This window comes from Nocardioides mangrovicus (genome assembly GCF_003674065.1).
Classification (GTDB): domain Bacteria; phylum Actinomycetota; class Actinomycetes; order Propionibacteriales; family Nocardioidaceae; genus Marmoricola; species Marmoricola mangrovicus.
Map to the genome: position 1 here is coordinate 355,137 of NZ_RDBE01000010.1, position 26,619 is coordinate 381,755.

Annotated in this window: 23 protein-coding genes; 10 read left to right on the forward strand and 13 right to left on the reverse strand. The window is 65.1% G+C overall.

Going from position 1 to position 26,619, the window contains the following annotated elements; translation table 11 throughout:
• The first annotated feature begins 119 nt into the window (after positions 1–119).
• Positions 120–584: a hypothetical protein gene (locus D9V37_RS20095; protein WP_147455983.1), complete on the forward strand. Its 465-nt coding sequence runs from the start codon at positions 120–122 to the stop codon at positions 582–584.
• Positions 585–737: 153 nt separating this feature from the next.
• On the opposite strand, the gene D9V37_RS16325 is transcribed toward D9V37_RS20095, so the two are convergent.
• The 3 genes from D9V37_RS16325 to D9V37_RS16340 all read right to left on the reverse strand — a co-directional run bounded on the left by D9V37_RS16325 (position 738) and on the right by D9V37_RS16340 (position 2,816).
• Complete coding sequence (locus tag D9V37_RS16325; protein WP_147455984.1) at positions 738–1,607, reverse strand: hypothetical protein; 870 nt, start codon at positions 1,605–1,607, stop codon at positions 738–740.
• 110 nt (positions 1,608–1,717) lie between these two features.
• Positions 1,718–1,963, reverse strand: a complete 246-nt coding sequence (locus D9V37_RS16330; RefSeq protein ID WP_198412608.1) for a helix-turn-helix domain-containing protein — start codon at positions 1,961–1,963, stop codon at positions 1,718–1,720.
• Between the two features lie 307 nt (positions 1,964–2,270).
• The gene (locus D9V37_RS16340) at positions 2,271–2,816 is read right to left on the reverse strand and encodes a hypothetical protein (RefSeq protein WP_121807222.1); all 546 of its coding nucleotides are present in this window, start codon (positions 2,814–2,816) and stop codon (positions 2,271–2,273) included.
• A gap of 330 nt (positions 2,817–3,146) precedes the next feature.
• Between D9V37_RS16340 and D9V37_RS16345 the strand changes: the two genes are divergently transcribed.
• The 7 genes from D9V37_RS16345 to D9V37_RS16375 all read left to right on the forward strand — a co-directional run bounded on the left by D9V37_RS16345 (position 3,147) and on the right by D9V37_RS16375 (position 12,280).
• Positions 3,147–4,442: a PDDEXK family nuclease gene (locus tag D9V37_RS16345; RefSeq protein WP_121807223.1), complete on the forward strand. Its 1,296-nt coding sequence runs from the start codon at positions 3,147–3,149 to the stop codon at positions 4,440–4,442.
• A 9-nt stretch (positions 4,443–4,451) separates the two neighbouring features.
• Entirely contained in the window at positions 4,452–5,573 is a 1,122-nt protein-coding gene (locus D9V37_RS16350; RefSeq protein ID WP_121807224.1) for a PGN_0703 family putative restriction endonuclease, read from the forward strand.
• On the forward strand, positions 5,567–6,289 hold the full coding sequence (locus tag D9V37_RS16355; RefSeq protein ID WP_121807225.1) for an 8-oxoguanine DNA glycosylase OGG fold protein: 723 nt from the start codon (positions 5,567–5,569) through the stop codon (positions 6,287–6,289). Before D9V37_RS16350 ends, D9V37_RS16355 begins: the two co-directional genes overlap by 7 nt.
• A gap of 291 nt (positions 6,290–6,580) precedes the next feature.
• Entirely contained in the window at positions 6,581–7,372 is a 792-nt protein-coding gene (locus tag D9V37_RS16360; protein ID WP_198412609.1) for a hypothetical protein, read from the forward strand.
• Entirely contained in the window at positions 7,369–8,928 is a 1,560-nt protein-coding gene (locus D9V37_RS16365) for an Eco57I restriction-modification methylase domain-containing protein (RefSeq protein ID WP_198412610.1), read from the forward strand. The genes D9V37_RS16360 and D9V37_RS16365 overlap by 4 nt, the downstream gene beginning before the upstream one ends.
• Complete coding sequence (locus D9V37_RS16370) at positions 8,925–11,522, forward strand: GIY-YIG nuclease family protein (protein WP_147455985.1); 2,598 nt, start codon at positions 8,925–8,927, stop codon at positions 11,520–11,522. The genes D9V37_RS16365 and D9V37_RS16370 overlap by 4 nt, the downstream gene beginning before the upstream one ends.
• Before the next feature lie 149 nt (positions 11,523–11,671).
• Positions 11,672–12,280 carry a DUF6642 family protein gene (locus tag D9V37_RS16375; protein WP_147455986.1) on the forward strand — a complete coding sequence of 203 codons (609 nt, stop codon included), beginning with the start codon at positions 11,672–11,674 and terminating at the stop codon, positions 12,278–12,280.
• 48 nt (positions 12,281–12,328) lie between these two features.
• On the opposite strand, the gene D9V37_RS20535 is transcribed toward D9V37_RS16375, so the two are convergent.
• Both D9V37_RS20535 and D9V37_RS16385 read right to left on the reverse strand, forming a co-directional pair.
• The gene (locus D9V37_RS20535) at positions 12,329–13,297 is read right to left on the reverse strand and encodes a hypothetical protein (RefSeq protein WP_198412611.1); all 969 of its coding nucleotides are present in this window, start codon (positions 13,295–13,297) and stop codon (positions 12,329–12,331) included.
• An 80-nt stretch (positions 13,298–13,377) separates the two neighbouring features.
• On the reverse strand, positions 13,378–15,261 hold the full coding sequence (locus tag D9V37_RS16385) for a DUF262 domain-containing protein (protein ID WP_121807228.1): 1,884 nt from the start codon (positions 15,259–15,261) through the stop codon (positions 13,378–13,380).
• 201 nt (positions 15,262–15,462) lie between these two features.
• On the opposite strand from D9V37_RS16385, the gene D9V37_RS16390 reads away from it, so the two are divergent.
• Positions 15,463–16,431: a PGN_0703 family putative restriction endonuclease gene (locus D9V37_RS16390; protein WP_121807229.1), complete on the forward strand. Its 969-nt coding sequence runs from the start codon at positions 15,463–15,465 to the stop codon at positions 16,429–16,431.
• A gap of 44 nt (positions 16,432–16,475) precedes the next feature.
• On the opposite strand, the gene D9V37_RS16395 is transcribed toward D9V37_RS16390, so the two are convergent.
• Complete coding sequence (locus tag D9V37_RS16395; RefSeq protein ID WP_198412612.1) at positions 16,476–17,966, reverse strand: hypothetical protein; 1,491 nt, start codon at positions 17,964–17,966, stop codon at positions 16,476–16,478.
• Here D9V37_RS16395 and D9V37_RS16400 point away from each other — a divergent pair.
• On the forward strand, positions 17,965–19,107 hold the full coding sequence (locus D9V37_RS16400) for a DUF4062 domain-containing protein (RefSeq protein ID WP_121807230.1): 1,143 nt from the start codon (positions 17,965–17,967) through the stop codon (positions 19,105–19,107). The genes D9V37_RS16395 and D9V37_RS16400 overlap by 2 nt on opposite strands.
• Before the next feature lie 246 nt (positions 19,108–19,353).
• Here D9V37_RS16400 and D9V37_RS20100 read toward each other — a convergent pair whose 3' ends face one another.
• The 7 genes from D9V37_RS20100 to D9V37_RS16440 form a co-directional block, all read right to left on the reverse strand.
• Entirely contained in the window at positions 19,354–21,315 is a 1,962-nt protein-coding gene (locus tag D9V37_RS20100) for a hypothetical protein (RefSeq protein ID WP_147455987.1), read from the reverse strand.
• Positions 21,316–21,780: 465 nt separating this feature from the next.
• Positions 21,781–22,383 carry a YkvA family protein gene (locus D9V37_RS21020; protein ID WP_408636214.1) on the reverse strand — a complete coding sequence of 201 codons (603 nt, stop codon included), beginning with the start codon at positions 22,381–22,383 and terminating at the stop codon, positions 21,781–21,783.
• Positions 22,384–22,527: 144 nt separating this feature from the next.
• The gene (locus D9V37_RS20305) at positions 22,528–22,902 is read right to left on the reverse strand and encodes a hypothetical protein (RefSeq protein WP_158604502.1); all 375 of its coding nucleotides are present in this window, start codon (positions 22,900–22,902) and stop codon (positions 22,528–22,530) included.
• Between the two features lie 100 nt (positions 22,903–23,002).
• Positions 23,003–23,335, reverse strand: coding sequence for a hypothetical protein (locus D9V37_RS16425; protein ID WP_121807235.1), 333 nt, complete (start codon positions 23,333–23,335; stop codon positions 23,003–23,005).
• A 224-nt stretch (positions 23,336–23,559) separates the two neighbouring features.
• Positions 23,560–24,420, reverse strand: coding sequence for a shikimate dehydrogenase (locus D9V37_RS16430; RefSeq protein ID WP_121807236.1), 861 nt, complete (start codon positions 24,418–24,420; stop codon positions 23,560–23,562).
• Positions 24,417–25,205: an N-acyl homoserine lactonase family protein gene (locus tag D9V37_RS16435; RefSeq protein ID WP_121807237.1), complete on the reverse strand. Its 789-nt coding sequence runs from the start codon at positions 25,203–25,205 to the stop codon at positions 24,417–24,419. The genes D9V37_RS16430 and D9V37_RS16435 overlap by 4 nt, the downstream gene beginning before the upstream one ends.
• The gene (locus D9V37_RS16440) at positions 25,202–26,542 is read right to left on the reverse strand and encodes an MFS transporter (RefSeq protein ID WP_121807238.1); all 1,341 of its coding nucleotides are present in this window, start codon (positions 26,540–26,542) and stop codon (positions 25,202–25,204) included. Before D9V37_RS16440 ends, D9V37_RS16435 begins: the two co-directional genes overlap by 4 nt.
• Positions 26,543–26,619: the final 77 nt, after the last annotated feature.

Consider the following 26,619-nt stretch of genomic DNA (forward strand, 5'->3'; position numbering starts at 1 on the left):
AGGTAAGCGTGACGTACTTGTACAGGGTCTGTTGACCCCGTACCAGTGTCAGCCGGTAGTAGTCACTTTTGTTTTTAACGTCATCCGGGCGGATTAGGCCACTGAGAAGAGCATTTAAGATGGGAATTTTTAGCGGCCCAGCGGAGCCAGTCGACCAGGTCCCTCTCCAGAAGCATGTTGTTTCGGACAAGGACCTCAAGGGCGCCAAAAAGGCCCTAGCACGCAACCAAGCCGTCATCAACTCAGACTTGTCTAGCAGCGGCGAGGGACTGCTTCTCCTCGCTGTTGGTCCGGTCAACGGGTCGATGACGACGGGCGTTCTGGCGGTGACGAATCAATCTGTTGCCTCATACGTCAAAGGTAAGTGCGACAAAAGGTATGACCTTTCCGAAGTCCACAGCACGAAATTGATGACCCGTCCCACTGGAACAATGCTGGCCTACATCCACACGTTCAAGTCAGAATTGGATTTCTCACGTTCTGACGTGATGCGTTTCGGGCACATCATCTCGATCGAGGTGGGAACCCCCCGACCGGCACAGGCGATCTGCTCGGTCATTGACGGCGTCACTGGGCGGGCTTGAATAGAGCGGTCGGCAATCAACGCTGGATCGCTGAGATGTACCAAGAGTCTATTCCGGCATGCTCGGAGCATCCCGGTCGAACGGCTAGGTGACCGGCCAATGGGAGTCGAACTCAGATAGCCCAGCTCCGATGCCGCTACCGCCTCCAACGGGCTAGCTGATGCCGAACCTGGCGGCCATCCAGGCTGCGATCAGCCCACCCAGAGCTCCGCTGCTGCTGTTCTGGAGCAGCAGGTAGAGCTGCCCGATCGTCTTCTTCACCAGCCCGGGCTCTTCTTCGGAGGTGAGGACCTGCAGTGAATTCACTATCTGCAGCTCCAGCTCTTTGGAGAGGTTGAGGACCGGTGACGCCTGCAGCAGCAGGCGCGCCAGCTCCTCGAGGGCGTCAGGGTCGAGCGTGCTGACGGTCAGGTTCGCTATGGCTCCAGGACCAGCCGCCGCGGCTAGGTTGTTGACGTTGCCAGTGACGATGGTGGTCTGGTCGACTGACGCGGTCTGCCTCGCGATGAAGTCTGCGGCGTCGAGACCGCTATCGACGCACTCCACGCCCTCGTCGGTGAGCCAGAGCAAGATGTGGCTCTCCTGGGCTGCGCTGATGCTATCGATCAGGTCCCGGTCGTAGAGCCACTGCGCTGCCGCCTCGGACTCCGCTGCCGTGAAGGCCGCCAGGTCCTCGGACTCGTTGAACTCGTCACGACCCACGCGAGAGCCCTGGGAGTGGGCGTTGCGCTCGTCTAGCCAACGCAGCATTGCGTCTCGCGCTGTCGCTCGGCGGTGTCCCCGGCCCCGTTGCCGCTGACGCAGTGCGTCGAGCCGCGAACGACCGGCAGGACTGAGCCCATGAAGTGCACCCAACCGGACCGGAGCGAGGACTTGGCCGGTCTCACGTAAATGACCCAAGGTGATGAGCGCCTGGTCCTGCCCAAACTGGACATAGAGCGGTTGGATGCTGTGCTGCTCCGGGGTCCCCTCTACCTGCTCGAGATACATCAGGATCCGAAGCTCCCGCTCGTCTTGCTCCATCAGCCGCACTCCCTGTCCGCTCTTGGCTCCAGGAGGCTAGAGGAGGAGGCCGACAGCGACTCACGACCCGAGAGAGGCTCGCGGTGGCCGCGGGTGACGCAGATGGTGGGTCAGGGCCAGGAGAGCCCGCTGACGAGATCGGCAGGGTCAACCTCGAGGACCGCAGCGAGCCGGAGGATGTTGTGCAGCGACAGGTTGCGCTGCCCGCGCTCGACCTGGCCAACGTAGGTCCAGTGCAGGTCGCTGACCGCTGCAAGGCCCTCCTGGCTGAGCTCGAGCTCGTGGCGGCGTGCCCGCACGAGGCGACCGAACTCGGCGGTCGCCTCGGACAGCGGCGGCTTGCCGGGCTGGGGCACACATAGAGCCCATCGGTCCCAAGATCTCCAATCCAGAGACGATGAATCTCAAGACTATGTACCTTATGGCGGAGTCGACATGGGAGCATCTGATGACCATGCTGGCGAGCGAACACGTGGCGACTCCAACGGCTCAAGTCGGTGACCAGCGTCACTACGCGACCGCGGACCCCGTCGAACGACTGAGAGGCAAGAAGGCAAGGAGTGCGACGGCGTTTCAGCCTAGCGACCGGGCTTGCAGAAACAGCTACGCGATGGGGTTGGCCGCGGCGGTCCGCCGCAGCAGAGACCCGGTGCGCCTGATCGCCTAGGGCGAATAGAGCTCGACGTGCTCGCAACCGACGTACCGGTCCTGCGGTTCGCGTCGGTCGAGGTACTGCACGATGTCCTTGCCAGCACCGCACCGGATCACGTCAGGCAGGCCGTTGGCCTCCATGAAGATGTAATCGTTCCCCCCGCCCGCGTAGACATGGAACGCGTGAGGCGCCATGGCTGTGAGGTCGATGGAGTTGCCACGGTCGTTCTTCTGAATCACCTGCACGTCCGTGGCCGAGACCGCGGACCAGGCCTTGCCGTCGACGACAGCAGGTCCCCGCCGGGGCATGTAGTAGGTGACGAAGACGCGACCCTCGGGGTTGTCGCACCGCGGGTAGGCCAGCGTGTACCCACCACACCCGCCCTTGTGGAATGTCGCTGGAGCGGAAAGGATCTGCTTCGCATGCTTCTTCGTGTCGCCGCGTTGCAGGTGGACGTACTCAGACTCACTGGCGCAAGTCGGGCCGGAGGAGGCCTGCGCCGCGGCCGGAACGAGTGAGAGCCCGATCAGGACACCTACTGCTGTGCCCGCGGCCACTCGGCTCGATCGTCTTTCGTGTAGGGCCATCTCTACCTCCCGCGGGTTCGCCCCTCGCGAGCATCTGACCACAGACCGTCGCGGTTGGCGGCGTTCTCGGGCCTCCGACGAGACACACGGGGCCCTGACCCTTCCGCCCGCCTCGCCGGTGGGCTCGGCAGAGTCTGAGCAGCTGCTCTCTTGGGCATGACCGCCGGGCCCGGCCACGGACCGGGACTCGCAGTCGGCTCTCGGATGTCGAGGATGCTGTTCAACCGATCTGCCGATGATGCGGATTCCGCGCCGCGAACCTGGTTCAGACGTAATCTGAGACCCGAAATATCCCATTTGATGGACCAGGCCAGCGACGCTTTTGAGGGTGATCCGATGACGACGGACTTGGCGTTCCCGGCCGGCGACCTCGCGGCCCGCGTCCTCGGGGCCACGCCGGAGCCGTTCGCGCCACGACGGATGACGAGCCACGCGTCATGGTTCGTCGACGACACCAACGAGCGCTTAGTAGCGGTGGCCTCACCGGCAACTCCGCCGACAGCCGCGGACGAGATCCTCGCCTACGCCCTGGCCTGGCAAGGCGACCGCGATCTCCATCTCGTCCTGCCGACGCCGATGATCGCCCAGACGCTCATGCGGCTGCCCTGGATTCAGACCACCGTGCGGGTGTGGGAGACCAACGGCTCTGGCGAGCCGCATCCGGTGCCGATACCCAGCCGGCACCAGATTCTGGACCTAATGGCCACCTACCCGTCGCGACCGACCCACCCTTGGCGGATACGCCCTGATGAGGACAGCTGGCTCTCAGGACTCGAGCTCGGCGGTCTCGACGCCCAACAGCGGCCCAGCTATCTCAGCTGGCACCACCGCGGCCTCCAGGTCCTCAAGGTGAGCCGCACCCGTCACGGCCTGCGGGTCCAGGCCGGGGTGCAGTACTCGATGCCACGGGCAGGCTTCGAGGTCTTCGACCAGACCATCAACGGACCGCTGACCCAGGATCAGCGACGCGAGATCGAGGACACGATCCGCACCGCCAAGACCCACGGCAGCCAGACCAACACGATGGGTGAGCACCGCCTCCAGAGCACTCTGCGGCAGCAACCTGAGGCTCTGGGTCTGGTTCACCTGGAGAGGGAGTACCCCGGATACCGCGGACCCGGATGGGACCCCACCGGCATCCCTGGCCGAACCGGCTACATCGACTTCCTGGGTGTGGACAGGCGTGGCGGGCTGCACGTGGTGGAGACGAAGATCGGCCACGACGCGTGCGTCGTGCTCCAGGTCCTCGACTACGCGATCTGGGTGCAGGCCAACCACACCGCGATCAGGGACGACATCCGCACCCGGCTCCACCTCCACGTCGGCCCCGCTTCCACCTCGCTGACACCGATGCACCTGGCGCTGGCCGGTGGCAAACACAGTCCCGCGTTCAACGCCTACCTCGCCGGCCAGATCGAGGCACTCAGCCTCGACACCACAGTCCGGGTCCACTTGGTGGAGGACCCTCAGGCCGACCCCATCCAGCTGACCAGCCTGGACACCAGGCAGATGTGGGAACCGACGTCACCCCTGGTCGCCCCGCCTGTGCGAGGTCGTCGCTGGCCCACCCGTCTCACCGCGGATCTCAGCAACTAGGGAGCAGCAATGAGCCCGCTCATGCACACCGACGACATTGCCGTCGCACTACCCGCCGCCAGGTGGGCGTTCGACCAGGTGCGCGCCGCCGACCGAGCCCACCGCTACCTCAACCACGTCCGCAGTAGCCAGGCGTTCGCGCTCAACCTCTTCGCACCCCTGGACGACCGAGGCGTTCGTCGCTGCTTCGCGCTGCTGGGGATCGACGCGGTGAAGGTCGAGGCGCCCGTCTTCGAATACGAGGATGCGACTGACCGCATAGGGGAGGCCTCGACGCGCAGTCGCCATCTCACCCAGGTCGACGTCGTCCTGCAGTGCCTCGACAGCAACGCGCTACGTCACCGGGTGCTCATCGAGGTCAAGCTCGGGGAGACAGACTTCGGTGACTGCTCAGCTTTCCAGAACCCCGCCAACGACGCCCTCGACGTCTGCCACCAGCCGGGCATGTTCGGCGGTGAGCCATCGCGATGCTTCCAGCTCCGCAACCACGGCTACGGTCACCGCCGCTATTGGGACCTTCTCGAGCACTTGGTCATCGAAGCCCCCACCGACGCGGCCGACGACGGTGGCTGCTGGGTACGGGCCGACCGCAGCCAACCCATGCGGAACCTTGCTTTGGGTCATCTGTTGATCGAGCAGGCTGAGGCCGACGTCGTCACCTTCGCGCTCTGCGCACCCTCCGCACATCCCACCATCTGGCGACGATTCGAGGAGTTCGCAGCCGTGCTCCCCGGCACCGACACCGTCCGCATCGCCCGGGCGCGGGCCGAGGACGTGGCCCGACTGCACGAGGACGAGGGCGCTACGTTCTTCGACCGCTACGGCCCGGCCCTGACCGGGAAGGCAGGCGGCCTAGCCCTGCTCCACTACGAGCCCCTCGGGGAGCTCCTCGGAGTCTGGACCCAACACGCCGAGCAACTCACGTGCTACTACCGCCCCGGTGACGATGACGGGACGGGCGGTTCCGCGATAGGCGAGAACGCTGTCCTCGGTCAGGACTGGGACCACCTCACCGAACGCCTCCCCAGCTCCTCGCCCCACGTCGCCGACTGGCGCGCGCTCCCGTGCACCCCGCACGAAACGCCACACGAGATCTACCAGCGCCTCCTGCAGCCGGTCCTGCCGTGCTGAGCGCGGACCCCCTGACACAAGTTCACGCCCGCGACCTCCCCAGTCAGGACAAGGTCGACCGGCAGTTCGTCAGGATCTCCGCCGCCTGGTGGGAACGGCATCTCGTCGAGCACGGGTTCGCGCCTCTCACCCTGACCGTCCGCGACGGGCACAGGGGTCTGGACCGATCCGACCTCTTCGCCATCGCCCGCGACGCCACCCATGATCCGCTCCCACTGTTGTGGGCCGCCATCGCTTGGGGTGCGGGCTCCCACCGGCGCTTGTGCCTCCAACGGATCCGCTCGGTCGCCGAGGACCCTGCCCGAGCCCGACGTCTCCTTTCCGAGGCTGCCTCTGCCAGTACGGCCGACCCCGAGGGCGCCTACCGAGCTCTGGCACCCGACAGCCGTCCAGCCATTCGCTACCTGGGGGCCGCGTTCTTCACGAAATTCCTCTACTTCGCCGGCGCGGGCGATCAGGCTCATCCCTGCGTCATCCTCGACAGCAACGTGGCCTTCGGGCTGCGCAGCCTCGGCGAGACCGGCTGGCCCACCTCCGGGTGGTCAGCTTCTCGATACGGCGAGCTCACGACCCGCCTCCGGCAAGTAGCCGCGCACCTCGACACCGCCGAGCGGCCCGTGCGACCCGACCAGGTCGAGTACTGGTTGTTCCAGATCGGCAAGCAGGGGCTCCGACCCGCCGTCGCAGGCGCCGGCGTACACCCGGCTCGCGTCTGAGTGATCGGATAACCAATCCGATCGCCCGACGCGCTTCCTGTCTCGGCGACGCTCCAGCAAGCTCAGCTTCTTCAACGAAACCCCAAAGACCGTGTCTGCCGGGTACCTGAGCCGCCCTGCCGGCCGTTTGGGACTATCGGACCGTGTCGCTCCGCGGCACGATGTGGGGGTGGGGTCATTTGGAGAACTTTTCCGTCATGCGTCGGGAGTGTCTGCCGGCAAGTCGCCTTCGGCATTGAAAAATGAGACTTTCATGATCATCTCTCGTCGAGTTCGCGGGAGGCGTTACGGGTGCTGATCGAGAACTCGCATGCGGTTGCGGAAGGCTGTGGGTCAGCTGACGGGCATGTGGGCGACGGTCTTCGGGTGCCGATCCAGCAAGCCCGTTCGCTCGGGGCTCAGATCAAGACCAAGCAACGCGTGCGTGATCTCGCCGAGGTGTACACGCACGAGCGTGAGGTCAACGCGATGCTGGACCTGGTCGCTGATATGTTCCCGTCCGAGGAGCGGCCTCGCGATATCGGCCGGACGTTTCTGGAGCCCTCCTGTGGAGCCGGCAACTTCCTGGTCGCGATCCTGGACCGGAAGTTGGCCTACGTAGGGTTCGGCGCGCTGTACCGCAGCGTGGCCACCTTCGAGACCGCGGTGCTGAAGGCGCTGTCGTCGATCTACGGCATCGACATCGACTCCGAGAACGTGGAGCAGTCGCGGGCGTTCCTTCGCGCGGACGTCGCCCAGCACATGAACCTGCACCTGAACACGGTCCCGGTCAGTGAGGGGTTCTGGCCGGCTGTCGAGGCGGTCCTGGCGACCAACATCATCCGCGCCGACACCATCAAGGATGCCCAGCGGATTTTGCTGGTCGAGTACCGCTGGCAGCGGCGCACCGGGGAGGTGATCCGCGCCTGGTCACACCTGAAGGAGCCGGACGGCCAATTAGACCTTTTCGGTCAAACCGGCGACGGGCCGCTCGGCGATGAGGTACCCATTCACTACGGCCTGCTCGGCGACCACCCCGAGCCGGTGCGCCGTCAGAAGTCGACGTCGCGCCGTGCCGGCCGGACTGAGGGGTCCCAGGCGTGAGTGTTCACGAGGCAACGAGGCAGATCCGCACAGGGCAGTACATCCCCGACATCCTCGACTGTCTGGCACAACTGTCCAACGACGAGGTGCCGACCCCGCCGAAGTTGGCGCGAGCGATGCTGGACATCCTCCCGGCTGAGGTATGGGGCCGGTCCGACTACCGGTGGCTGGACCCGTTCGCCAAGTCCGGCGTCTTCCTGCGCGAGGCCGCGGCCCGGCTGCTCGACGGCCTCAGCGACCAGATCCCCGACTTCGCAGCGCGCCGCGAGCACATCTACCGCGAAATGCTCTGGGGCACGTCGATCACCGAGATGACCGGGATGATCGCGCGCCGGTCCCTGTACTACAGCCGGGACGCCTCGGGACCCGAGTCGGTGGTCCACTTCGACGTCGAGGCCGGCAACCTGCCGTTCGTCCGAGCCGAGCACACCTTCCCGAAGACCAAGGACGGCACCGTCACCGGCGGCTGCACCTTGTGCGGCGCACCCCTGGAACTCGAACGCGGCGCTGGCCGCGAGAACTACGCCTACTCGTTCATCCACGGGGCTTTCCCCACGGAGGAGATGAAGGACATGAAGTTCGACGTGATCGTCGGCAACCCGCCCTACCAGATCGACGACGGCGGCCACAACGCCAGTGCGACCCCGGTGTACCACCACTTCGTTCAACGGGCGATCGACCTCGACCCCCGTTACGTCGTCATGATCACGCCATCGAGGTGGTTCATGGGCGGAAAGGGACTCGACAAGTTCAGGACCAAAATGCTCAACGAGCGGCGCCTGCGCAAGATTGTCGACTACCCGAAGCTCTACGACTGTTTTCCGGGCGTCAAGATCCGAGGTGGTGTGTCCTATTTCCTTTGGGACCGGGACGATCCCGGTGACTGCGCGATTCAGACGATGTGGGACGGCGAGCCGATCGGCCCGCCGGTCAGTCGGCGCCTTGACGACTACGACGTCCTCGTTCGTCGCAACGAAGCCATCGGCATTCTCAACAAGGTGCGCGCCCGAGGAGAAGCCACCCTTGACGCGGACGTCTCGGCCATGAAGCCGTTCGGGCTGCGGACTTTCTTCCACGGAAGCGACACCCCTAGTGGGATCGCCGAGCCAGTCAAACTTTTCGGATCCCAGCGTCAGACCTGGATCGCACGGCCGGAGATCCCTTCCAATGCGGACTGGGTGGACGACTGGAAGGTCCTTATGAGTCGAGTTCAGGGAACCAGCAGCGCTATCGAGACCCAGTTCCTGGCGAGGCCGATCGTCGCCGGGCCAGGAACCGCATGCACTGAGACCTACGTCGTAGCGGGGCGCTTTAAGGACGAGGTGTCCGCTGAGCGTCGTGCCGCCTACCTGCGCACGCGCTTCGCGCGGTTCTTGGTGTCGCTACGCAAATCGACACAGGACGCAGCCCGGGACGTGTATGGGTTCATCCCTAGCCTCCCGGTGGATCGGGTGTGGACCGACGCCGACCTCTACAAGAGGTATCAACTGTCCGCTGTGGAGATCGAGTTCATCGAGTCCCAGGTTCGGGAGATGCTGCCGGCGGACTCAGTATGACTGCCGTTGGCGACTCGGCCGAGGTCGAGACCGCTCCGACGCCGGATGTGGAGCGGCGGATCTACGTCTACCGGATCACCAACGAGAACGACATCCGCTGGGCTCGGCACGTGGGCTCCTCCAGGGAGATCGGGTACGGCCTGCTGAAGGTCGGGGACACCACCCAGGCGGTGGAGGCCAGGGTCAAGCAGCAACTGGGCACGCCCTACCCAGACCTGAAGGGTGTCGAGATACTGCTCGACGAGCCAGCCCAGCGCGATGACGGCACCTGGTTCCGCGACCACGACGTGCACCGCATGCTGAAGCGGCGCGGGGTCCGCGCTCGCCGCCACGCGAAGAGGGACTCGGAGAAGTTCGAGGCGACCCTCGACGACGTAAAGGCCGCCCTGGTCGCGGTCCGGCGGCGGAGCAAGCCTTCGAGCTTCCGGACCCAGGACTTCGGGATGCGCCCCGAGCAGGAGCGCGCCGTCGCGCTCACCTCGGGCTACTTCCTCACCCACGCCGAAGGCTCCCGCGCCCCGAAGTTCCTGTGGAACGCCAAGATGCGGTTCGGCAAGACCTTCACCACCTACCAACTGGCCCGGGAGATGGGCTGGAAGCGCGTGCTGGTGCTGACCTACAAGCCCGCTGTTCAGACGGCGTGGAAGGCGGACCTGCTCGACCACGTCGACTTCGACGGGTGGGAGTTCGTCGACAAGGACACGCCGCTGAAGGTGGCCAAGGCGTTCGCCGAGGAGGAGGACCGCCCGTTGGTTTGGTTCGCCTCGTTCCAGGATCTGCGCGGCAAGGACGCCGACGGTGCGATCAAGGCGCGCAACAAGGAGATCGCATACGTCGAGTGGGACTGCATCGTCCTCGACGAGTATCACTTCGGCGCCTGGCGCGACGGAGCCCGTGAACTCTATGACCCGGCGGACGCGAGCCTGGCCGATGATGAGGAGCCCGACGAGCCGGTCGAGGTCGCCGAAGACCTCGGCCTGGACACCAACCACGTGCTGTACCTGTCGGGAACCCCGTTCCGCGCCATCACTGGCGGTGAGTTCACCGAGGACCAAATCTTCAACTGGACCTACGTCGACGAGCAGCGCGAGAAGGAGCACTGGCCCGCCGAGCACGGGCCGGGCACGCCGAACCCGTACCTCGACCTGCCGGGCATGCGGATGTACGCCTACGAGATGGGCGCTGGTGCGACCGCCTGGGCCGAGGACGGCGAGTTCAACGGGTTCTCGCTGACCGAATACTTCCGCGCCCACCGGGCCGACCCCGAGACGAAGGTCAAGCAGACCGCCCCGGGTACCTACGTCTTCGACGACGAGACGCGAGTCAGCGAGTTCCTGGAGATGCTGCGCGGGAAGTTGACCGAGCAGATGAAGGCCCAGGTGCTGGGCGGGTCAGCCAAGAAGGCGCCGTTCCCCTACGAGTCGCCCGACTTCGCTGACTCGATCAGGCACTCGGTCTGGTACCTGGCCGACGTCGCCGCGTGCTTCGCGATGCGCGACATGCTCGCCGAGCACTCGTATTTCGGCGCCTTCGAGATCGTCGTGGCGGCAGGTCCCGGGGCAGGCATGGGCGCCGCCGCGAAACCGCCGGTCGAGCACGCCATCGCGCGCGTCGGCGACGACCACAAGTCCGGGTCGATCACCCTCTCGTGCGGGAAGTTGATGACCGGGGTGACGATCCGCGAGTGGGGCGCCATCCTCATGCTGCGCTCCCTGAAGTCGCCGGAGTCCTACTTCCAGGCCGCGTTCCGGGTCCAGTCCCCGTGGTCCTACCGGAAGGCCGACGGCACCGTCGTCGTCCTGAAGGAGCCCGTGCTCGTCTTCGAGTTCGACCCCAACCGGGCCCTGTCCCTTGTCGCCGAGTACGGGCTGAAGTTGGCCTCGACCGGCGACACGACCCCGCAGCAGGCCATCGGAGACCTGATGAACTACCTGCCGATCTTCCAGTTCGCTGGCGGGGCGATGCTGCAACTCGACGCCGCCGACGTCCTCAACATCGCCACCACCGGCGTCGGGGCCAGCGCCCTGGCCCGCCGCTGGAACGACCCGCTGCTGGTCGAGGTCAACACCTCCACCCTGGACCGCCTGCTGGCGGAGCCGGACCTGCTGGAGGCGCTGGAGCAGATCGAGGACTTCCGCAACCTCGCCGACCTGGCCCAACAGGTCGTCACCAGCGAGAAGAAGTTAAAGAAGGCCGAGCGGGTGAAGGGCAAGACCGGCCTCGACGAGAGCGAGAAGAAGAAGCGCAAGGAGTCGAACTCGGTCAAGAAGCAGATCCGCGAGAAGTTGCAAAAGTTCCTCTCCAAGATCCCCGTCTTCATGTACGTGACCGACGTCCGCGAGGAGGCACTCGTCCACGTGATCGAGTCCGTCGACTCTGAACTCTTCACGCGCGTCACCGGTCTGACGGTCGACGACTTCCGGCTGCTCAACAGCATCGGGGTGTTCAACGCCGAGCACATGAACGCTGCCATCTTCCAGTTCAAGGCGTTCGAGAACGCCAGCCTTCACTACGCCGACGCCGACGCCGAGGGCGTAAGGGAGCTCTCAGGCAAGGTGGGGTTGTTCACCACGGTCGTCGAGGTCGAAAACTGATCGAACTGGCTCTCCGATCATCGTCACTGGGGACAAGCTTGGGGCGGCGAGCGAGAACCGCCGCTGCTAGAGCAACTGTCGACCGCCGGACCCCGCCGCGTTCACGAAAGGCGTGACCGCGAGCTGAGGAGTCCGGTTGAATGCTGACCATGGCTCTGGGATCAGGCATCTTCTGTCTTGAAGGCCAATGGGACTCCGATCTCCGGGACCGGAAGAGCGTGCGGCCCATCCTTGAGCTGTTGGACAGCCTGAGGATCGCAGCGTTCATCCACCGCGACGTCGCGACGACTGATGAGTTCGAATACTTCGTAAACAAGTGGGTCCAGAAGCGCTACGACGACTACCGCGTCCTATATCTGGCGATGCACGGCGAGGACGGATCGGTGTACCTCGGTCGCGATGACGTGATGTTGGAAGACCTTCAGGAGATGCTGCGCGGGAAGTGCGGCGGGAAGGTGATCTACTTCGGCACCTGCCTGACCCTGAGGGGCGACGCAAAGCGGATTCAGGAGTTTGCGCGAGTCACGGGGGCACGCGCGGTCGTCGGATATCAACGCGAGGTGGACTGGCTACAGGCCGCAGCGTTCGAGGTCCTCCTCCTGCAGAGGTTAAGCACCGGCCTGAGGAGCGACGCGATCTTCAACCGACTCGTAAAGGAGCACGGGCTGTTCGCGAAGTCCCTCGGCCTCGTCGTCGGCACCAAGAACCAGGTCCACCGGGTTCCGTTGCGCGAACCGCGAAGCAGTGCAGCCCATTAGTCCAAGGCGGAGCACCAGCCGACCTGGGTACGCTCCGGATGGTTCGCCTCACGCGATCCATCGATAACCACATGTCTCACAGTGCCGGTCACTGGGTGCGCCGTCCACGACGCACCCGCCCAGACTCATCCAGGGCGCGAGGCCACCAGGATCAGCGGGCATCCCGAACAGGACGTGGGTGACGGCATCGGAACCGCAAGAAGGGCAACGACCGCGTCGCTCCCCTGAGATCTGGGTACTAAGGAAGAGAGTGAGCCAGTCGAGAGAGGGGCCCCCTCCGCGCCAGATCTCGGCGGCCCATCCAGCCTCCTCGTAGGTCTCTCCGTCCAGAACCAACTCATTCGGCGAGCGACCCCCGGCAGGGCGATAGATGTAGGCGTTGGCGTTGTCGAAGGCGACGACTGCAGTCCCGGACCAGAAGAAGTTGGTCGGGTGGCTGCTCGACCCGACCCAGTCGAGGTCGAGTGGTCGCCAAGCGTCGCCGAGTGTTGCTGTGAACTCCTGCGGTGTCGTGCGAAGGAACTCCGCGAGCATCGGCACGAGGCTTGGTTCGCCGTCGTTTCTCCACGATTGGACATCCGGAAACGCTTCGAGCCGCTTCTCCAACGTCACCCGTTCGTCGAACTCGAACAGGTAGTCGTCGAACTCGGCCGCGGTGACCGGGAACTGAAGCGACCACATCGCCACACCGGGTCTGTACATGTTCATCGAGTCACCCTCATCAATGATGAACACATCGCCGGGGTCCTCGGGCAGGCTGCCGGCCAGATAGTCCTCGAGATCGCCAAGTCGCTCGCACCCGTAGACCCTGAGGAGTCCGTCCACGCCGTCTACGACACGACCCGCCGGCCAGGTCGCTTCATCCACGATCCGCAACAGTTCACCGCGTGGCACTATCGGTCCGTCCTCCATGTCAATCCGAGCAATCGGGAGCGCTGCACCTAACTGCAGGTCCGCAACAGCCTCGTCCCGATCTTGACATCGGCTAGCGACGAAGTCAGTCGTTCCCAGCACCACGGACGAAGAGGGTGCCCAGCATCCAGGTCAGCGCCAGCACGCGGTGATCGGATCACATATCCGATCGCTCCGATGCGGGCTCAGTCGGTCGCTCCCGCCGTGCCGGGCGGTCCCGGCCACGCTCGGCACAGAAGGGACGTGAGGTGCACCGAACGCGCGTCGATGTCGTCGTCCGTCCAGCTCGACCGCTGCTCATCGACCAGATCCTTATTCAGCACCAGGAGGCTGTACTTCGAGATTAACGATCGTTTGCCGAGGTTGGCGTCCTCACCCTTGCCACTGATCGCTGCCGACTCCGAGTCGGTCCAGGGACGGTTGGACAGCGAACCGTTGAGCTTCTTGGTCAACAGGGTCAGGTTCCCCAGACGATTGACCCGTGCATCCCGCTCAGCCGCATCCGTCGGCGACAGCGGTGGTTCGTCGTCCCAGTACTGCCTCCATCCCTGCGGCATCAGGTGCTCGACCTCGAGTGCCGGCTGGATGGACACCACTTCATGTCGATCGGTCCTCAGCTGGCGTTCGATGGCCTCGAGGATGACGCGCAGTCGGGTCTGGCGCACGTTGCCGTAGAGCCGGATGGTGGGCAGGGAGGCGAGCATCTCGTCGTCGTTGGGCCAGAGACGGGCATCGGCACTCTGGGCGGCCAGGAAGGACCTCACGCCGGCACCGATGTCCGACAGGCTGTCGTCGATCTCGGTGAGCAGCGCGACCATGAGCTTGTTGACGTCCTTCATGGTGTAGCGCAACAGTGTCCGACGGATGACCCAGCTCTCCAGGGCCTTGAGCGCCTCGGCGCGTTGCTCGGCCGCGACCGGGTGGTTCTCCGACAGCATCCGCAGCAGCAGTGGCGTGGTGGCTCCGAGTTCGAAGGACTCGACGACGCGGGTGTAAAAGCGGCCCTCGGCCGTCTCGGTGTCCAGCTGGGCGAAGGAGCGGAAGGTGTCGGCGTCGCGCCTCAGCTGCCCCAGAAGGCCTTCGGCCCCATCGGCGTCCTTCATGAGGGGCCGTGCATAGTTCATGAACTCCCGGAAGACCTCGTCGGTGAGGATCTCCGAGCGTGTCCGCATCGTCAGCCAGTACTGGAGGAAGATGTCGATCCGGGACCGCATGTGACGTCCTTGACTGATCTCGGTGCGCCACCAGTCGTCGTCGAAGTCGACCCAGTGGGTGTCCGGCCAGTGAGCGACCGCGGCCCCGACCTGTTCCCCGATCTGGAACACCCAGTTCTTGATGAGGTCGGCCTTGAGGAGGGGTGTCCCCCTGTCGTTGAGTGTCTCGAAGATCACTTGGTCGTCGTCGTGCCCGGCGAGGTTGATCGCTACGACGTACAGGCGGGTCTGCATGACCTCGGTGAGCGCTCGTACCCGGTGGGCCTCGCTCCCGATAGGTGGCTCCTCGTCCTCGAGGGGCGAGCCGGCCAGCCACTCGCCTACTTGGGCCTTGAAAAAGTTGTGCGCGTTCACGACGCGGTGGTCGGCGAAGGAGGCTCCGCCTGATCCATCCATGGCCGTCTCGAAGGCCTCCCGGTCGGACCTGGACGGCCATAGTTTGAACCGCTCGGGTCTTCCCAGGAACCGCTTGGCGCCGTTGAGGATGAGTTCCTGGAGAGCTTCGGCCTCTGCCTCGTGGCCCCGGTTCTCGACCGCCTCCTGGACGGCGTCGAGGAGGATCTGCAGGGTCGTGGTGCGCTGTTGCCCGTCGATGACTGAGTGACGGGTGACGTCTCCGGCGACCGGGGACTTCGACTTGAAGACGACCGCCCCCAAGAAGTGGCCACCGATTGCCGCCAGCTTGTCGACGTCCTCGCCCGCCCGCAGCACGCGTTCGGCCACGCGCCTGACGTCCTGCCAGAGCGGCTCCCATTGATCCTCCTCCGACCAGACGTAGGGCCGCTGGAACGGAGGGATCTCGTAGTGGACCGAGCCTTCGAACAGTTCGCGTGGGTTGAGCGCTTCGGCCTTCATGAGGGAGAACTCCTTCGTCCGAGGTCTGTCAGGTTCTCAGCGGGTGCGCGCAGTGGGCCTTGCGTTCATCCTGATGCATCTGGCACCTGCTCGTGGACGTTGAAGGTATTCGCCGCCTGCGCAGCTACCCGCTCACTGCTCATGCACCACGAGGACGGCAGCCACGCTGCGTGGGTGCGTTCCGATCTAGGATCTTGAGTCGTGCCCGTTGACCGTGCAGCGCTCGAAGCGGAGTCCTGCTGGTTCGGGGTGGACCGTGTCAGCGACACAACCATGACCGACTTCAAACGTGAGGCCAGGTACCGGCAGGCGTTGTGGCGCAGGGACCGCGGACTCGCGATGGGCAGCCACAAGAACAGCAGTGCAGCGGTTCGTGCCGGCGGACCTGTGACTATCGCCAACGGGTCTCGTCTCGATCCGGTGGATGCGGACCTGGGCCAGAACTTCCTCAGTGAGCCCATCTGGAACAGCGTGCGCGACCGTCTGGCGAACCCCCAGCCGAACCAGACACTGAACCCGGCGAGGCTCAGGGGTGATCTGCTCTCCTCGATGCCGATGTGCTTCAACCTCTTCGGCGAGCTGTCGGATGACCCGGGGCGGTCCAGCCGTGCGGCCGAACTCCTCCTCCCGTCGGTCGGGGGCGGTGAGGTCGACGTGCGGTTCGAATGGTCCCCTGAGCGCTCGTCGACGCACTACACCAACGACCGGACCGCCTTCGACGTGGCGCTGCTGGTCGACCCAGGCCCGAAGAGCGTAATCGGCGTGGAGACGAAGTACCACGAGCATGCGCTCCCCGAGAAGAAGCCCGGCGCTGCACAGCTCGAGCGTCACGAAGCTCAGCGAGCGATGTATACACGATTGGCGGAACAGTCCGGAGTCTTCAGGTCCGGGTGGCAGGACAGCATCTACGACACCGACCTCGAACAGATCTGGCGCGACCACCTGCTGCTGCTCTCGATGCTGAATCATCCGGACCAGTGGGACCGCGGCCGCTACGTGATCGTCTTCCCCTCGCGAAACGTCAGTTTTGCTGACGCTAGCGCTCGCTATCACGAACTTCTCGTCGACGACGAGACCTTCGCCGCGTTGACGCTAGAGGAGCTCCTTGGCGCCCAGGTCCTGCACACCGCAGAGACCCGGGCGGCGTTCCGAAAGCGTTATCTCTGGTGACACCCAGGCCCGGCTCACGGGTCAGTCCGCGAGCTACAGGCGACTCACCGTGCTGTGGGTTCGCTGCCACCTCTAGGCGATCCACCCCGGTCCTCGTCGTCGTCGCCGCCCATTGTTGGGGTTGAACGGGGTGAACGGGCAGCGACTCTGCGGGAGAGGACACCCGTCGCGGACGCCGCGCGATCGACGGTCTGATGACCGACCCGCCTGGCCACGCCCACGCCGTCCACACCCGTCGCCCACGTCCTGGCTCTGACCTCGGCCGCGGCATCCCTCCATCGTCTGGCCTCGACCAGCTCGCGGTCGACGGTGATACCGAGGCTCCTGTGAAGGTCGGAGACAGCTGCGGCGACACGGTCGCTGGACCTGACCGCGGCTGGCGACTTGGTCGGGTGGAGCAGCACCTTGGCGTTCGCGGTGTCCACTCGGTCAAGGAGGCGTTCGGTCGTGGCCGAAATGGTGTTCAGGCGCTTCCGGCGGGCGGCTTTGATGCCGAGACGGTGGCCATGAACCTCGTCCGGGGTCCCGTCGAGTACCCGATCGAGTTCGAGTACGGCGATCGCGTCCTGGAGTTGGAAGCAACGGGCCAGGACAAAGAGCCATTCCACTGCAGTGGACTCAACTTCCTCGACCGTCTTGGCGATCGCGCCGACCCGCGCCACGTCTTCCATCGTCCGCGCAAGAGCGTCTAGATGACGTAGCGCGTACGCCTGGGTCCGCGCGATCGTCTCGACCGTGCCTTGCACCTTCGACCAGGTGATGGCGTTGACCCGGCCACCGTGCTCGCGGATCGACCACGCCTCATCAATGACTGCCGCGACCCCAGCCAAGTCAGCCATAACGGCATCCTTCTGGGCCCGCAGCACCTGATCCAGCTTTTGGTCGATCTCGGCCAGGCAGTCAGTCATCTCACTGATGCTCTGTTGCATCGCGACCTGCGCCATGAGGCCAGCGGCTCCGGCCAAGAGGGACGGATTCGCCAGCATCGACCGAGGACTCTTGGCGAACTGGACAAATCCTCCGATCTGACCGCTCTTCGACCCTTTGACCACCCCCGTGCTGAGACCCGTCTTCGCGTCCTGACGTAGCCCGTGCTTCTTCACGAGCTCGGCGGAGTGCTCTGTCAGTCTCAACCACCGTCCTGAGGTGGCCGCCAGTTCGGATCCCACTTGAGCTGCCATAGAACCCGTTCGCAGGACGTCTTGGAGTCGGACCGAGTTCAACCCGCCGAGTTCGATCCCCTCGGCATCGAGGAAATGCTCGACGGCTGTCGGATCACCGATGAGCACCAAGCCCTCATCATCAGAGATGAGCTGGATGTCGCTGGCCATCTTCAAGCTCCCAACCCACAGGTCGCCCCTAGTTCGGCAGTCATTCGACGGATTCTCGCATCGCAGGAGCAAGAGCATCAGATCTCTTGCGGCAGGTGCCCTGCCGTAAGGGACGCGGTCAAGGCAAGCCTTGGAGTCCGGTTCGTGGGCGTCCGTCATCCCGACAGCCGGCCGCAGTCGGTGGCGCATGGTGAACTGACGCATGTCCGAAAGCCTGCTCATCGACCTACGATCCGCTTCGTCGGATCCCGCAGACGCAGATCTGCGTGCTTGGGCGTCGGGCAGGAGGGTGTTCGTATCGAGCCTCATTGCCGACATGCCGGAGGAGCGTGCGGCCGCGCGGCAGGCTGTGGAGTCCTTCGGCGCAGTACCGGTGATGTTCGAACAGGACCTTGCCGCTCAAGACATTCGCGCCGACCAGGCCTATCTCGCGGGAGTCAGGAGCTCCGACATCTACCTAGGGCTTTTCGGACCCCGATACGGGGTTCGGATGAGCGATGGCTACTCGGCCACCCACGCCGAGTTCAACGAGGCCGAGCGAGCAGGACTCAGACTCTGTCTGTTCGTGCCGGCAGGCGACATTAGCGAGATGGACGGCGCCCAGCAGGATCTCGTCGCGGGTGCACGCAACCTCTACGTCACCAGCTCGCGGACGACACCCGAGAGCCTTCAAGCGGCGATCGGTCGCCGGCTCGTCAGCCTCGCTGCCGAGGACATCGCCCCCTGGATCCGTCTCGGGCGAACTGTCTTCCGCTCCACACAGATCGCCAGTAATGGTTCAGAGGTACTCGTTACCGCAGAGGTACGCAGCGTCGAGGTGCATGCCGAACTGGTGGACATGAGAAACGACCGCGCTGGTGACGTGCCTTTCGCATCGCCCGTCGAGGCCTTCAAGGTCCGAGTGGCAGACGTCTCCACCGACACCTTCTCCACGCAGACGTTTCACGAAAAGCTGGCGCTGTCCGGCAACGGGTCACCCGCGGTCTACCGAGGGATGGGCATCAACGGTATGTCCGCTGACGAGATCGGCCGACGAGCCTTAGCTGATGGCCTGTTCGGTACAAGCACTCTTGGAGCGGCGACATTTGGTGTCCAGGCGGTGGATCCGCTGGCCCCGCTGCGAGGGAAACAGCTAGATGATTCGATCGTCAGACCAGTGGCTCGTCTTCTGATCACAGAACACCTGCTCCAAACGGGCGCGGCTCGGTCGGTCACCGATTTCACGCTGGGGCCCGCTCACTCAGAGGTGCGCCAGTTGCGAGTCGCCTGGAACCCGCCCAAGCGGTACATCAACGAGGACGACCCTGAACCAGTCGCCGTCGAGGGTCCCGTCCGAGATCTATGAAAGTCGCCCGCATGTGGTACGGGCTTGCGGTCCGAACCCGCGCGAGGTCACTGGGGAAACGTCGAAGCGGAGGTCCGACAACATCACGAGCGGATTACCTATGCGATCGCCCCCGCCTCACGGTGACCTCCGGGATCGGGGATCGAGAACGGTTGGGCAGCGCACCCGGATCATCCTCAAGGGCAACCCTGCTGTCAGATCGCTCCCTTTTCGGACCAGCAGGGATCCGGAATGCCCGAGCCTCCCCTAGGCGCCGTCGTGCTGTTCGTCCTGAGGCTGCTCGGCCTCGACGAGCCCTGCCCTTTGCAGGGCGCTTTTTTCGAATCGCGCTTGTAGGGCTGCCTGCTGAATCCCTACGTATTCGAGGATGCTCTTGCCCTTCGCAAGGATCAAGATGCTAATCGTGAAAGCGACTGCTCCTGCGATGAGGATCGGGAGCCGCAGGGGTCGCAAGATGAACTCATTGACCACTGGGAAGAATGTTGCGATTCCAGCAATGGTGGCTCCAACCAGCACGACGACTACGAGAGCCTTCACGAAAAGCCCCAATGCTCCAGCTCTGCGTTCAGCGCTTTTTCGGATGGCCGATACGCGGCGCGTGTCGCGCGCTTCGAGCGAATCGAGGCGCGTTCGAAGAGCCTGGGCTTCACTCGCCTTTTCATGGGCCAAGAACCGGCTGGCCGCTTCGGCTTCCTCCGCCTTCTCTGCGCGGCTTTCCGCCTGCCTTTTTTCGTCGACCGCTGGGGCCGCTGCACTCTCGCGAGCTCTTGCTAGGGCCGTGGAGATGGCCTTTGGTGATACTCGGCGAGGGTCTCCGAGGGTCATATCCATAAGCGATTGCTGAGCCTCATTGGAGTACCGGAGCAGTGCGACGTCCTCCGCAGAGATACTGCCCCGTTGGTCGAGACGATCGATCTCGTCGGCAACTTTTAGCCATAGGTTTGGCGAGGGCGCGAGCGCCGCGTAACAGTCCGCAATAATCCGCTGTCGCGGAAGGTCTGGGGCCTGCGTCGGCTCTTTCACCCAAACCAACGCCGCGAGCGTGTGATCGAGCATCGCGAGCGGCCACTCGTGTCTTCCAGAGTTGAAGAAGCTCCGTGAGGCACGAACGAGAGCCGAGTTGTCAGTGATCAGTACGGCTTTGCACGTTTCTAGATGAGGTCCACTCTCACCTCCACGCAGTCTATGGATGGCGGTGAGGCTGTTGAGATCCGGAAGGAGGGTGTGCTCATACTTGTAGTTGATCTTCTCTTGAAGAACGTGTTCGAGCTCGTTCTCGTCAACGCCGAAGTGCGTCGTGTGCTCTGGAGTATCGACGACACGAATGCGGACCTTGTCGAGATCCCTTTCGAGTCGCTCGACAGCAAGGTTGACGTCGTTCTCGTTGTAGTCCGATGACCGGAAGTGCGTGGCGACTCCGCGCATGGCACTCTCTGCGCCCACCGTCCTCCGTAGCGCCACCTTGGTCCCTTCAAGGATGCCTCGCATCTCTTTGACGCTGTGCGAGAAGCACGCGAGCGATGCCCCTTGGGACATCGCGAGGCGAAGAACTTGCTGGGTGGCTTCTTGGGCGTCTGAGCCTTCGTGTCCAAGGGCGCGAAGGCAGATCGGGGTGTCAAGGTAGAGAATGGTCCGCCTGAAGCGTCGCTGAACGTCGTTCGGCACCTCGAGGTAGAGCGCAGACGCAAGCATCGATCCCTTGACCATCTGATCGAGGTAACCAAAGGCGGAGGGGTTTCCCTCGGCCACTAGGGCTATATACGCGGCGACGATGTAGCCGCTCCCTTGATCTGCTCCTTCGTAGTCTGCTGGATTCCTGCCCCGTACCGAGAAGGAAAGCAGTGAGACCGCGTGCGATTCGATGTAGTCGACCAGCGCTGTCTCTGCTGTGGTCTCGTCCCACTCGATCTCGAACCGCGTTTGTGCGAAGCTGATGAGCCCGCGTACGAGCGCGGTTTGCTCTCTGCGACAGGCTAGCTGTTGAGAAGCGATGTCGGGGAGCTTGGCGGCTGCGCCTTCGGAGAGGGTGAGTTCCCGTGTTCGAGGGGCGCGTTTGACGAGACTCTGCTTGGCTCCGCGTCCGATGAGCGACGAGACAACGTTGACTGGCAGGTCAAGCCCGAAGAGGTCAAAGACCCGATCTTTGACCTCTCGGTCGGTCAGCGGCCTGTCGCCGCTTAGGCGGAGCGCTTCGAGGGCGTAAGGCACGAAGTTGTCAAGATAACTGGTTCGGTTGCTTTGCCAGTTGACGTTGATGATCGCGAGGCTGGTGAGGGTGGCGTCGCTGTTCTCCCGAGGGCGTTGTAGCGCGAATTCGTGGTGATTGTTCGTCTACACCTCTCGGTCATCACTTCGGTGCGCACACGCTGGGTGCTGGTCAAGCCTCGCCTGTCCCATTGCTGGCGATACACGTGGCCACCGCTCTAACCGCAGCCCATGTGTTTTCGCCCGTCTTCAGATGTTCGCAGGTCGCGCCGTCAGCGTCTCAAAGTTGTCTCCTGCGTTGCCTAGAGTCGGTCAACGACGAAGATGCCGTGAAGCCTGATCAGCCGACAATCGAATGATTGAGGAGTGGACCGCCGCGGAGCGTGGGTCAAGCGATCGGAGATCGTGTCCGATCCCCAGTGCCCGACTACAACGGCCGGCCCTCCAGGCAGCAAATCGGGGAGCTAGCTACTGGCCCAGTTCCCATGCGCGGAACGCATCGAGTTCTTGCCTGACCGATTTGATCACCCATCCCACGACCACTGCGTCGTCTAGGTAGCCAACGCCTGGCACCACGTCAGGGATCGCGTCGAGCGGCGAGACCACATAAAGCAAACCCGCCACTACCAGCGCAAGCGAGTCAGGCGGGATCTCGCGGTAGTGCCCACGGCCATAGGCCACGACGAGGCGCACCAACGTGCGAAAGTCATCGATGACCGCGGTGAAGGGCCCGCTCCTAGATGCTCCGCTGCGATAGGACTCTTCGGCGACTCGCTTCAGCGCTTCCGGGTCGTCAAGCATTCTTTGGGCGCGAGAGCGGGCGCGGACGAAGTACTTCGACATCGGCGCGCTACGTGCGACTCGTCTTACGCCGCTCAGCGTTCGGCTGCTCGCTGGGATGGAAGTCTCTGCTCCGGTCTTCTTGGCCGGGGTCTTCTTGGCCGGGGCCTTCTTGGCCGGGGCCTTCTTGACCGAGGCCTTCTTGGCCGAGGCCTTCTTGGCCGAGGCCTTCTTAGCCGAGGCCTTCTCAGCCGCTCTGATGTGCCGTCCGGCGGCGTCGGCCTCAGCCATCGGCATTCCGTCCTTGATTGGGCTCTGCAGGTTGAGCCCCCGAGATGCACGGGGCTTGCGGCTGCAACAACGGGTCGCTCATCGGCCTGGAGGTTACCGACTATCCCTTCAATCTGGACTGAGTGTTGCTCCCCTGGGTTGCCCTCAGGACCAGTCGGACAGAAGGATCCCGCGAGGTGTCGCCGGACTCCTCGGCTTGTCGAGCCCCAGCAGCCGGTCCCTCTTCCCCATAATCCGCAGTACCACGTCGATGGCCTTGATTTGTCCATTCATTGCGTCGTCCCACACGGCGACCTGCAGCTGATCCAACCGTGCCAGCTCGAGCTCGCGGAACTCATCGATGCTCTCTACCTCACGCTCAGCAAGAGCCTTACTCACAGCACGATGCGCAGACCCTCGGTTCGTGAACCCGACCTGTCGGGCGATCTCCTCGTAAGACGACCCCTCCGCGAGTAGCTCCACTGCCCGCACTCGCTTCAGACGTGCCGGGCAAGCGACTTCATGCTCGACCTCCATCACCAGCAGACCACCGCCGTCCAGCCACCTCCGTGGTCGCTGGACCAATCCGACCGACACCGCAGAACTCACTTGGAGCGCTACGGGCCGGCCGGAGTTCAGGTCACTCGTCCGAGGAATCGGGCATGCGGATCTTCTTCTCGGCCATCTCTTCCTCGATGTCGTCGCCCACCTGCCCGACGTAGTCCAGTTCCTGCTCGCAGATCTCGCGAGGGTCGAACCCAGCCTGCTGAGCGGCGAGCAACAGGGTGCCGACCGCATCGCCGATGTCGGTCTCCAGATCGGGTACCTCGAGCAGGTCCACATCGGACCACTGGGCGACCGTGGTTTCCATGGGGATGCGAAGCATCTGGTGCGCGTGGTGAATCTCGTAGCCACGGTAGAGACCCCATTCGGTCTGCGTGCTGGCCTCGTCGTAACCCTCAGGCTGCTCCACACATGCACCTTCCTTGGTCACCAGCTGGTCACGAACGACACAGGACGCAACGTCAGACGACGTCACCAGCCAGTACCAAATGAAGCGCGAAGCCGGACAGAACGGCATCTAGTAGAACGGGTCGTAACCACGCGGGACGTCATCGACCGGACTTTTAATCCGCGGGTTCAGGGTTCGATCCTCTGGGGGCCCACCCACACGGTCACGCCGGCCGATCGGACCTCTCAGCGCGAGGCCAGCCGGGCGAAGTGGGCTCCCATCCGGTCGCGGTCGGGCTCGTGGCCGGTGACCAGCGCATAGGTGTCGGCAGCCTGGTGCAACGCCATGCCGCCGCCGTCGAGAACGCGGCAGCCGCGCTCGCGGGCGCCGGCGACGAGCGCGGTGAGCAGGGGGCGGTAGACGATGTCGGCGACCCAGAGGCCGGGGTGGAGCAGGTCGAGGTCCAGCGGCGCGCCGGGGTGCTCGGCCATGCCGGTGGGGGTGCAGTGGACCAACCCGGTGGCCTCGCCCAACAGCCGGGGCAGGTCCTGCGGCGCGGCGGCAGTGACCGCGACGTCCGCGAACTGGCCGGCGAGCCGGTCGGCGAGGGCCTCGGCGCGGGAGGCGTCGGGATCGACGATCCGTAGCGCCTGCGCGCCGGAGCGGGCCAGGGCGTGACCCACCGCCGCGCCGGCGCCGCCCGCGCCCAGCTGCACCACGAGATCGAGGGAGGCGTCGGGCAGGCCTCGGCGCATGGCCTCGGCGAAGCCGGTGACGTCGGTGTTGCACGCCCAGGTCTTGCCGTCGCGGAAGATGACGGTGTTGGTCGCTCCCACCTGCTCCACGACGTCGTCGAGGTGGTCGAGGTGGGGCAGCACCAGCTGCTTGCAGGGGTGGGTGATGTTGAGGGCGTCGAAGCCGAGCAGGCCCGCGTAGCGCACCAGGTCGCCGACGTCCTCGGGTACCAACCCGAGCGCGTCGAGGTCGAGGGTGCGGTAGACGTAGCCGATGCCCTCGGCGGCGGCCTCCTGCTCGTGCAGGCGCGGGGTCAGCGAGGGGCCGATGCCGGTGCCGATCAGGCCGGCGAGGTAGGTGCGCCCGCTCATGCCACCACCACCAGGGCCGGGTCGGCGTCGAGCCGTTCGGGATGACGCTGCAGCACCTCGGGGTCGTGGCCGGGCACCACCGTGCCGCGCGCGCCGGCCAGCTCGCCGACGCGGTCCCACGCGGCGTAGACGTCGGGCATCGAGCTGAGCAGTGGCGCCGGCCTCTCGGCCTCGAGGTTCTCGTAGAAGTGGCTGGCGTCGGAGGCGAGGACGACCGAGCCGGCGTCGGTGTCGGTCTCCGTGACGACCGAGACCACCTGCATGCCGGGCGTGTGACCACCGACCAGGTGGACGCCGACACCCGGGGTCACCTCGGTGCCGCCGTCGAGGAGCTCGAGCCGGCCGTCGCGGTCCAGCTGGTCCAGCGCGGCGAGGTCGGTCGCCGAGCGCAGCCACCGCTCGTGGCGCACGCGCTGCCACGGGCCGTGCCAGTACTCCCACTCTCGGCGCTGCACCAGCACCTGCGCGCGCGGCAGCTCGGCCACGACGCCGGTGTGGTCGTAGTGCAGGTGGGTGAGCACCAGGGTGTCGACCTCGGCGGGCGCCACACCCGCACGTTGCAGCAGGTCCAGCGGGTGCTCGTAGTGACGCAGCCCGGCCAGCTGCCGACCCACCTCCGGCCCGATGCCGGCGTCTACCAGCACCACACGGTCCTCGGTGCGCACCAGCCAGCAGAAGTACGACGTCGGGTGCGGCGCCAGCGACTCGTCGTCCAGGCCGAGGAAGTGCTCCCCGCGACGTCCGTCGCGCTGTGCGTAGTGCAGCGCCACCACGTTCGCGCTCACCCGGCCGCCCGGGCCGGCTGCGCGAGAGGGGTGCGGTCGAGCCCGAGCCGGGCCGTGGGCACCCGGTAGGTCTCGCGTCCGGTCGCGACGGCGGTGACGTTGACCAGGCAGATCACGGCGACCAGCAGCGAGACCGGCCACCACGCGCCGACCCCGTCGCCGCCCAGCGCCGAAGCGATGGAGGGCACGAACCCGCCGAAGGCGAAGCCGATCTGGGTGCCGAGCGCGGTGCCGGTGTAGCGCACCGAGGCCGGGAACATCTCGGCATAGAAGGACGGCCACACCGCCGACGTCGCCGCCTGCGGCACGCCGAACATGAGGATCCCGGTGATGAAGATCAGCGGATAGCTGCCGGTGGAGATCGAGTAGAGGAAGGCCGTCGTCATGACGATGAGGCCGAGCGAGCCGGCCAGGAACACCGGCTTGCGGCCGATGCGGTCCGAGAGCATGCCCAGCGTCGGGATCATCACGATCGCCAGCAGGTTGGCCAGCACCACCACCCAGAGCATCGGGGTCTTGGACAGCCCAACGTTGTTGACGGCGTAGGAGAGCGCGTAGGGGCTGAAGATCGTGCTCACCGAGGCGATGGTGGCGGCGAACACCACGCGGATCAGCGAGCCGAGGTGGTCGCGCAGCAGGTCGGCGATCGGCAGCCGGGAGAGGTGGTCGCGCTCCGCCTCGGCGGCGAACACCGGGGTCTCGGTGAGCCGGCTGCGGATGACGACGCCGACGCCGAGCACCACGATGCTGGCCCAGAACGGCACGCGCCAGCCCCAGCTGAGCAGCTGGTCCTCGGGCAGGCTCGCGATCGGCAGGAAGACGGCCGTGGCGAGCACCAGGCCGCCCTGCGTGCCGCCGAGGGTGAAGCTGGTGAAGAACGCGCGCCGGCCCTCGGGGGCGTGCTCGAGGCTCATCGAGTTCGCACCGGCCTGCTCGCCGCCGGCGCTGAAGCCCTGCAGCAGCCGCAGCACCACGAGCAGGATCGGCGCGGCGACGCCGATGCTCGCGTGGCTGGGCAGGCAGCCGATGAGGAACGTCGAGGTCCCCATCAGCACCAGCGTGAAGACCAGCACGTTGCGCCGCCCGAGCCGGTCGCCGACGTGGCCCAGCACCAGGCCGCCGAGCGGGCGCGCCAGGTAGCCGACACCGAAGGTCGCCAGCGCCAGGAGGGTGCCACTGGCCGGAGAGGAGTCGGGGAAGAACACCTTGCCGAACACCAGCGCGGCGGCCGTGCCGTAGATGAAGAAGTCGTAGTACTCCATCGCGCTGCCGATCCAGCCGGCTGCAGCAGCACGGCGGGGCAGGTGCCGGGCGTCGTCGATCGCTGTCGAGGTCATCGGGTTCCAGACGTTGTATGAACTAGTTAGTTCATAAGACAGTGGCGGTCCTCACACCACCTGTCAAGCCTCTCGTC

Excerpts from the sequence above, each read along its gene's own strand:
- D9V37_RS16370 (WP_147455985.1), top strand. The coding sequence starts at position 8,925 with ATGACTGCCGTTGGCGACTCGGCCGAGGTCGAGACCGCTCCGACGCCG.
- D9V37_RS16325 (WP_147455984.1), bottom strand. The coding sequence starts at position 1,607 with ATGGAGCAAGACGAGCGGGAGCTTCGGATCCTGATGTATCTCGAGCAG.
- D9V37_RS16395 (WP_198412612.1), bottom strand. The coding sequence starts at position 17,966 with ATGCGTCAGTTCACCATGCGCCACCGACTGCGGCCGGCTGTCGGGATG.
- D9V37_RS16440 (WP_121807238.1), bottom strand. The coding sequence starts at position 26,542 with ATGACCTCGACAGCGATCGACGACGCCCGGCACCTGCCCCGCCGTGCT.
- D9V37_RS16385 (WP_121807228.1), bottom strand. The coding sequence starts at position 15,261 with ATGAAGGCCGAAGCGCTCAACCCACGCGAACTGTTCGAAGGCTCGGTC.
- D9V37_RS16400 (WP_121807230.1), top strand. The coding sequence starts at position 17,965 with ATGTCCGAAAGCCTGCTCATCGACCTACGATCCGCTTCGTCGGATCCC.
- D9V37_RS20095 (WP_147455983.1), top strand. The coding sequence starts at position 120 with ATGGGAATTTTTAGCGGCCCAGCGGAGCCAGTCGACCAGGTCCCTCTC.
- D9V37_RS21020 (WP_408636214.1), bottom strand. The coding sequence starts at position 22,383 with ATGGCTGAGGCCGACGCCGCCGGACGGCACATCAGAGCGGCTGAGAAG.
- D9V37_RS16375 (WP_147455986.1), top strand. The coding sequence starts at position 11,672 with ATGGCTCTGGGATCAGGCATCTTCTGTCTTGAAGGCCAATGGGACTCC.
- D9V37_RS16430 (WP_121807236.1), bottom strand. The coding sequence starts at position 24,420 with ATGAGCGGGCGCACCTACCTCGCCGGCCTGATCGGCACCGGCATCGGC.
- D9V37_RS16350 (WP_121807224.1), top strand. The coding sequence starts at position 4,452 with ATGAGCCCGCTCATGCACACCGACGACATTGCCGTCGCACTACCCGCC.
- D9V37_RS16345 (WP_121807223.1), top strand. The coding sequence starts at position 3,147 with ATGGACCAGGCCAGCGACGCTTTTGAGGGTGATCCGATGACGACGGAC.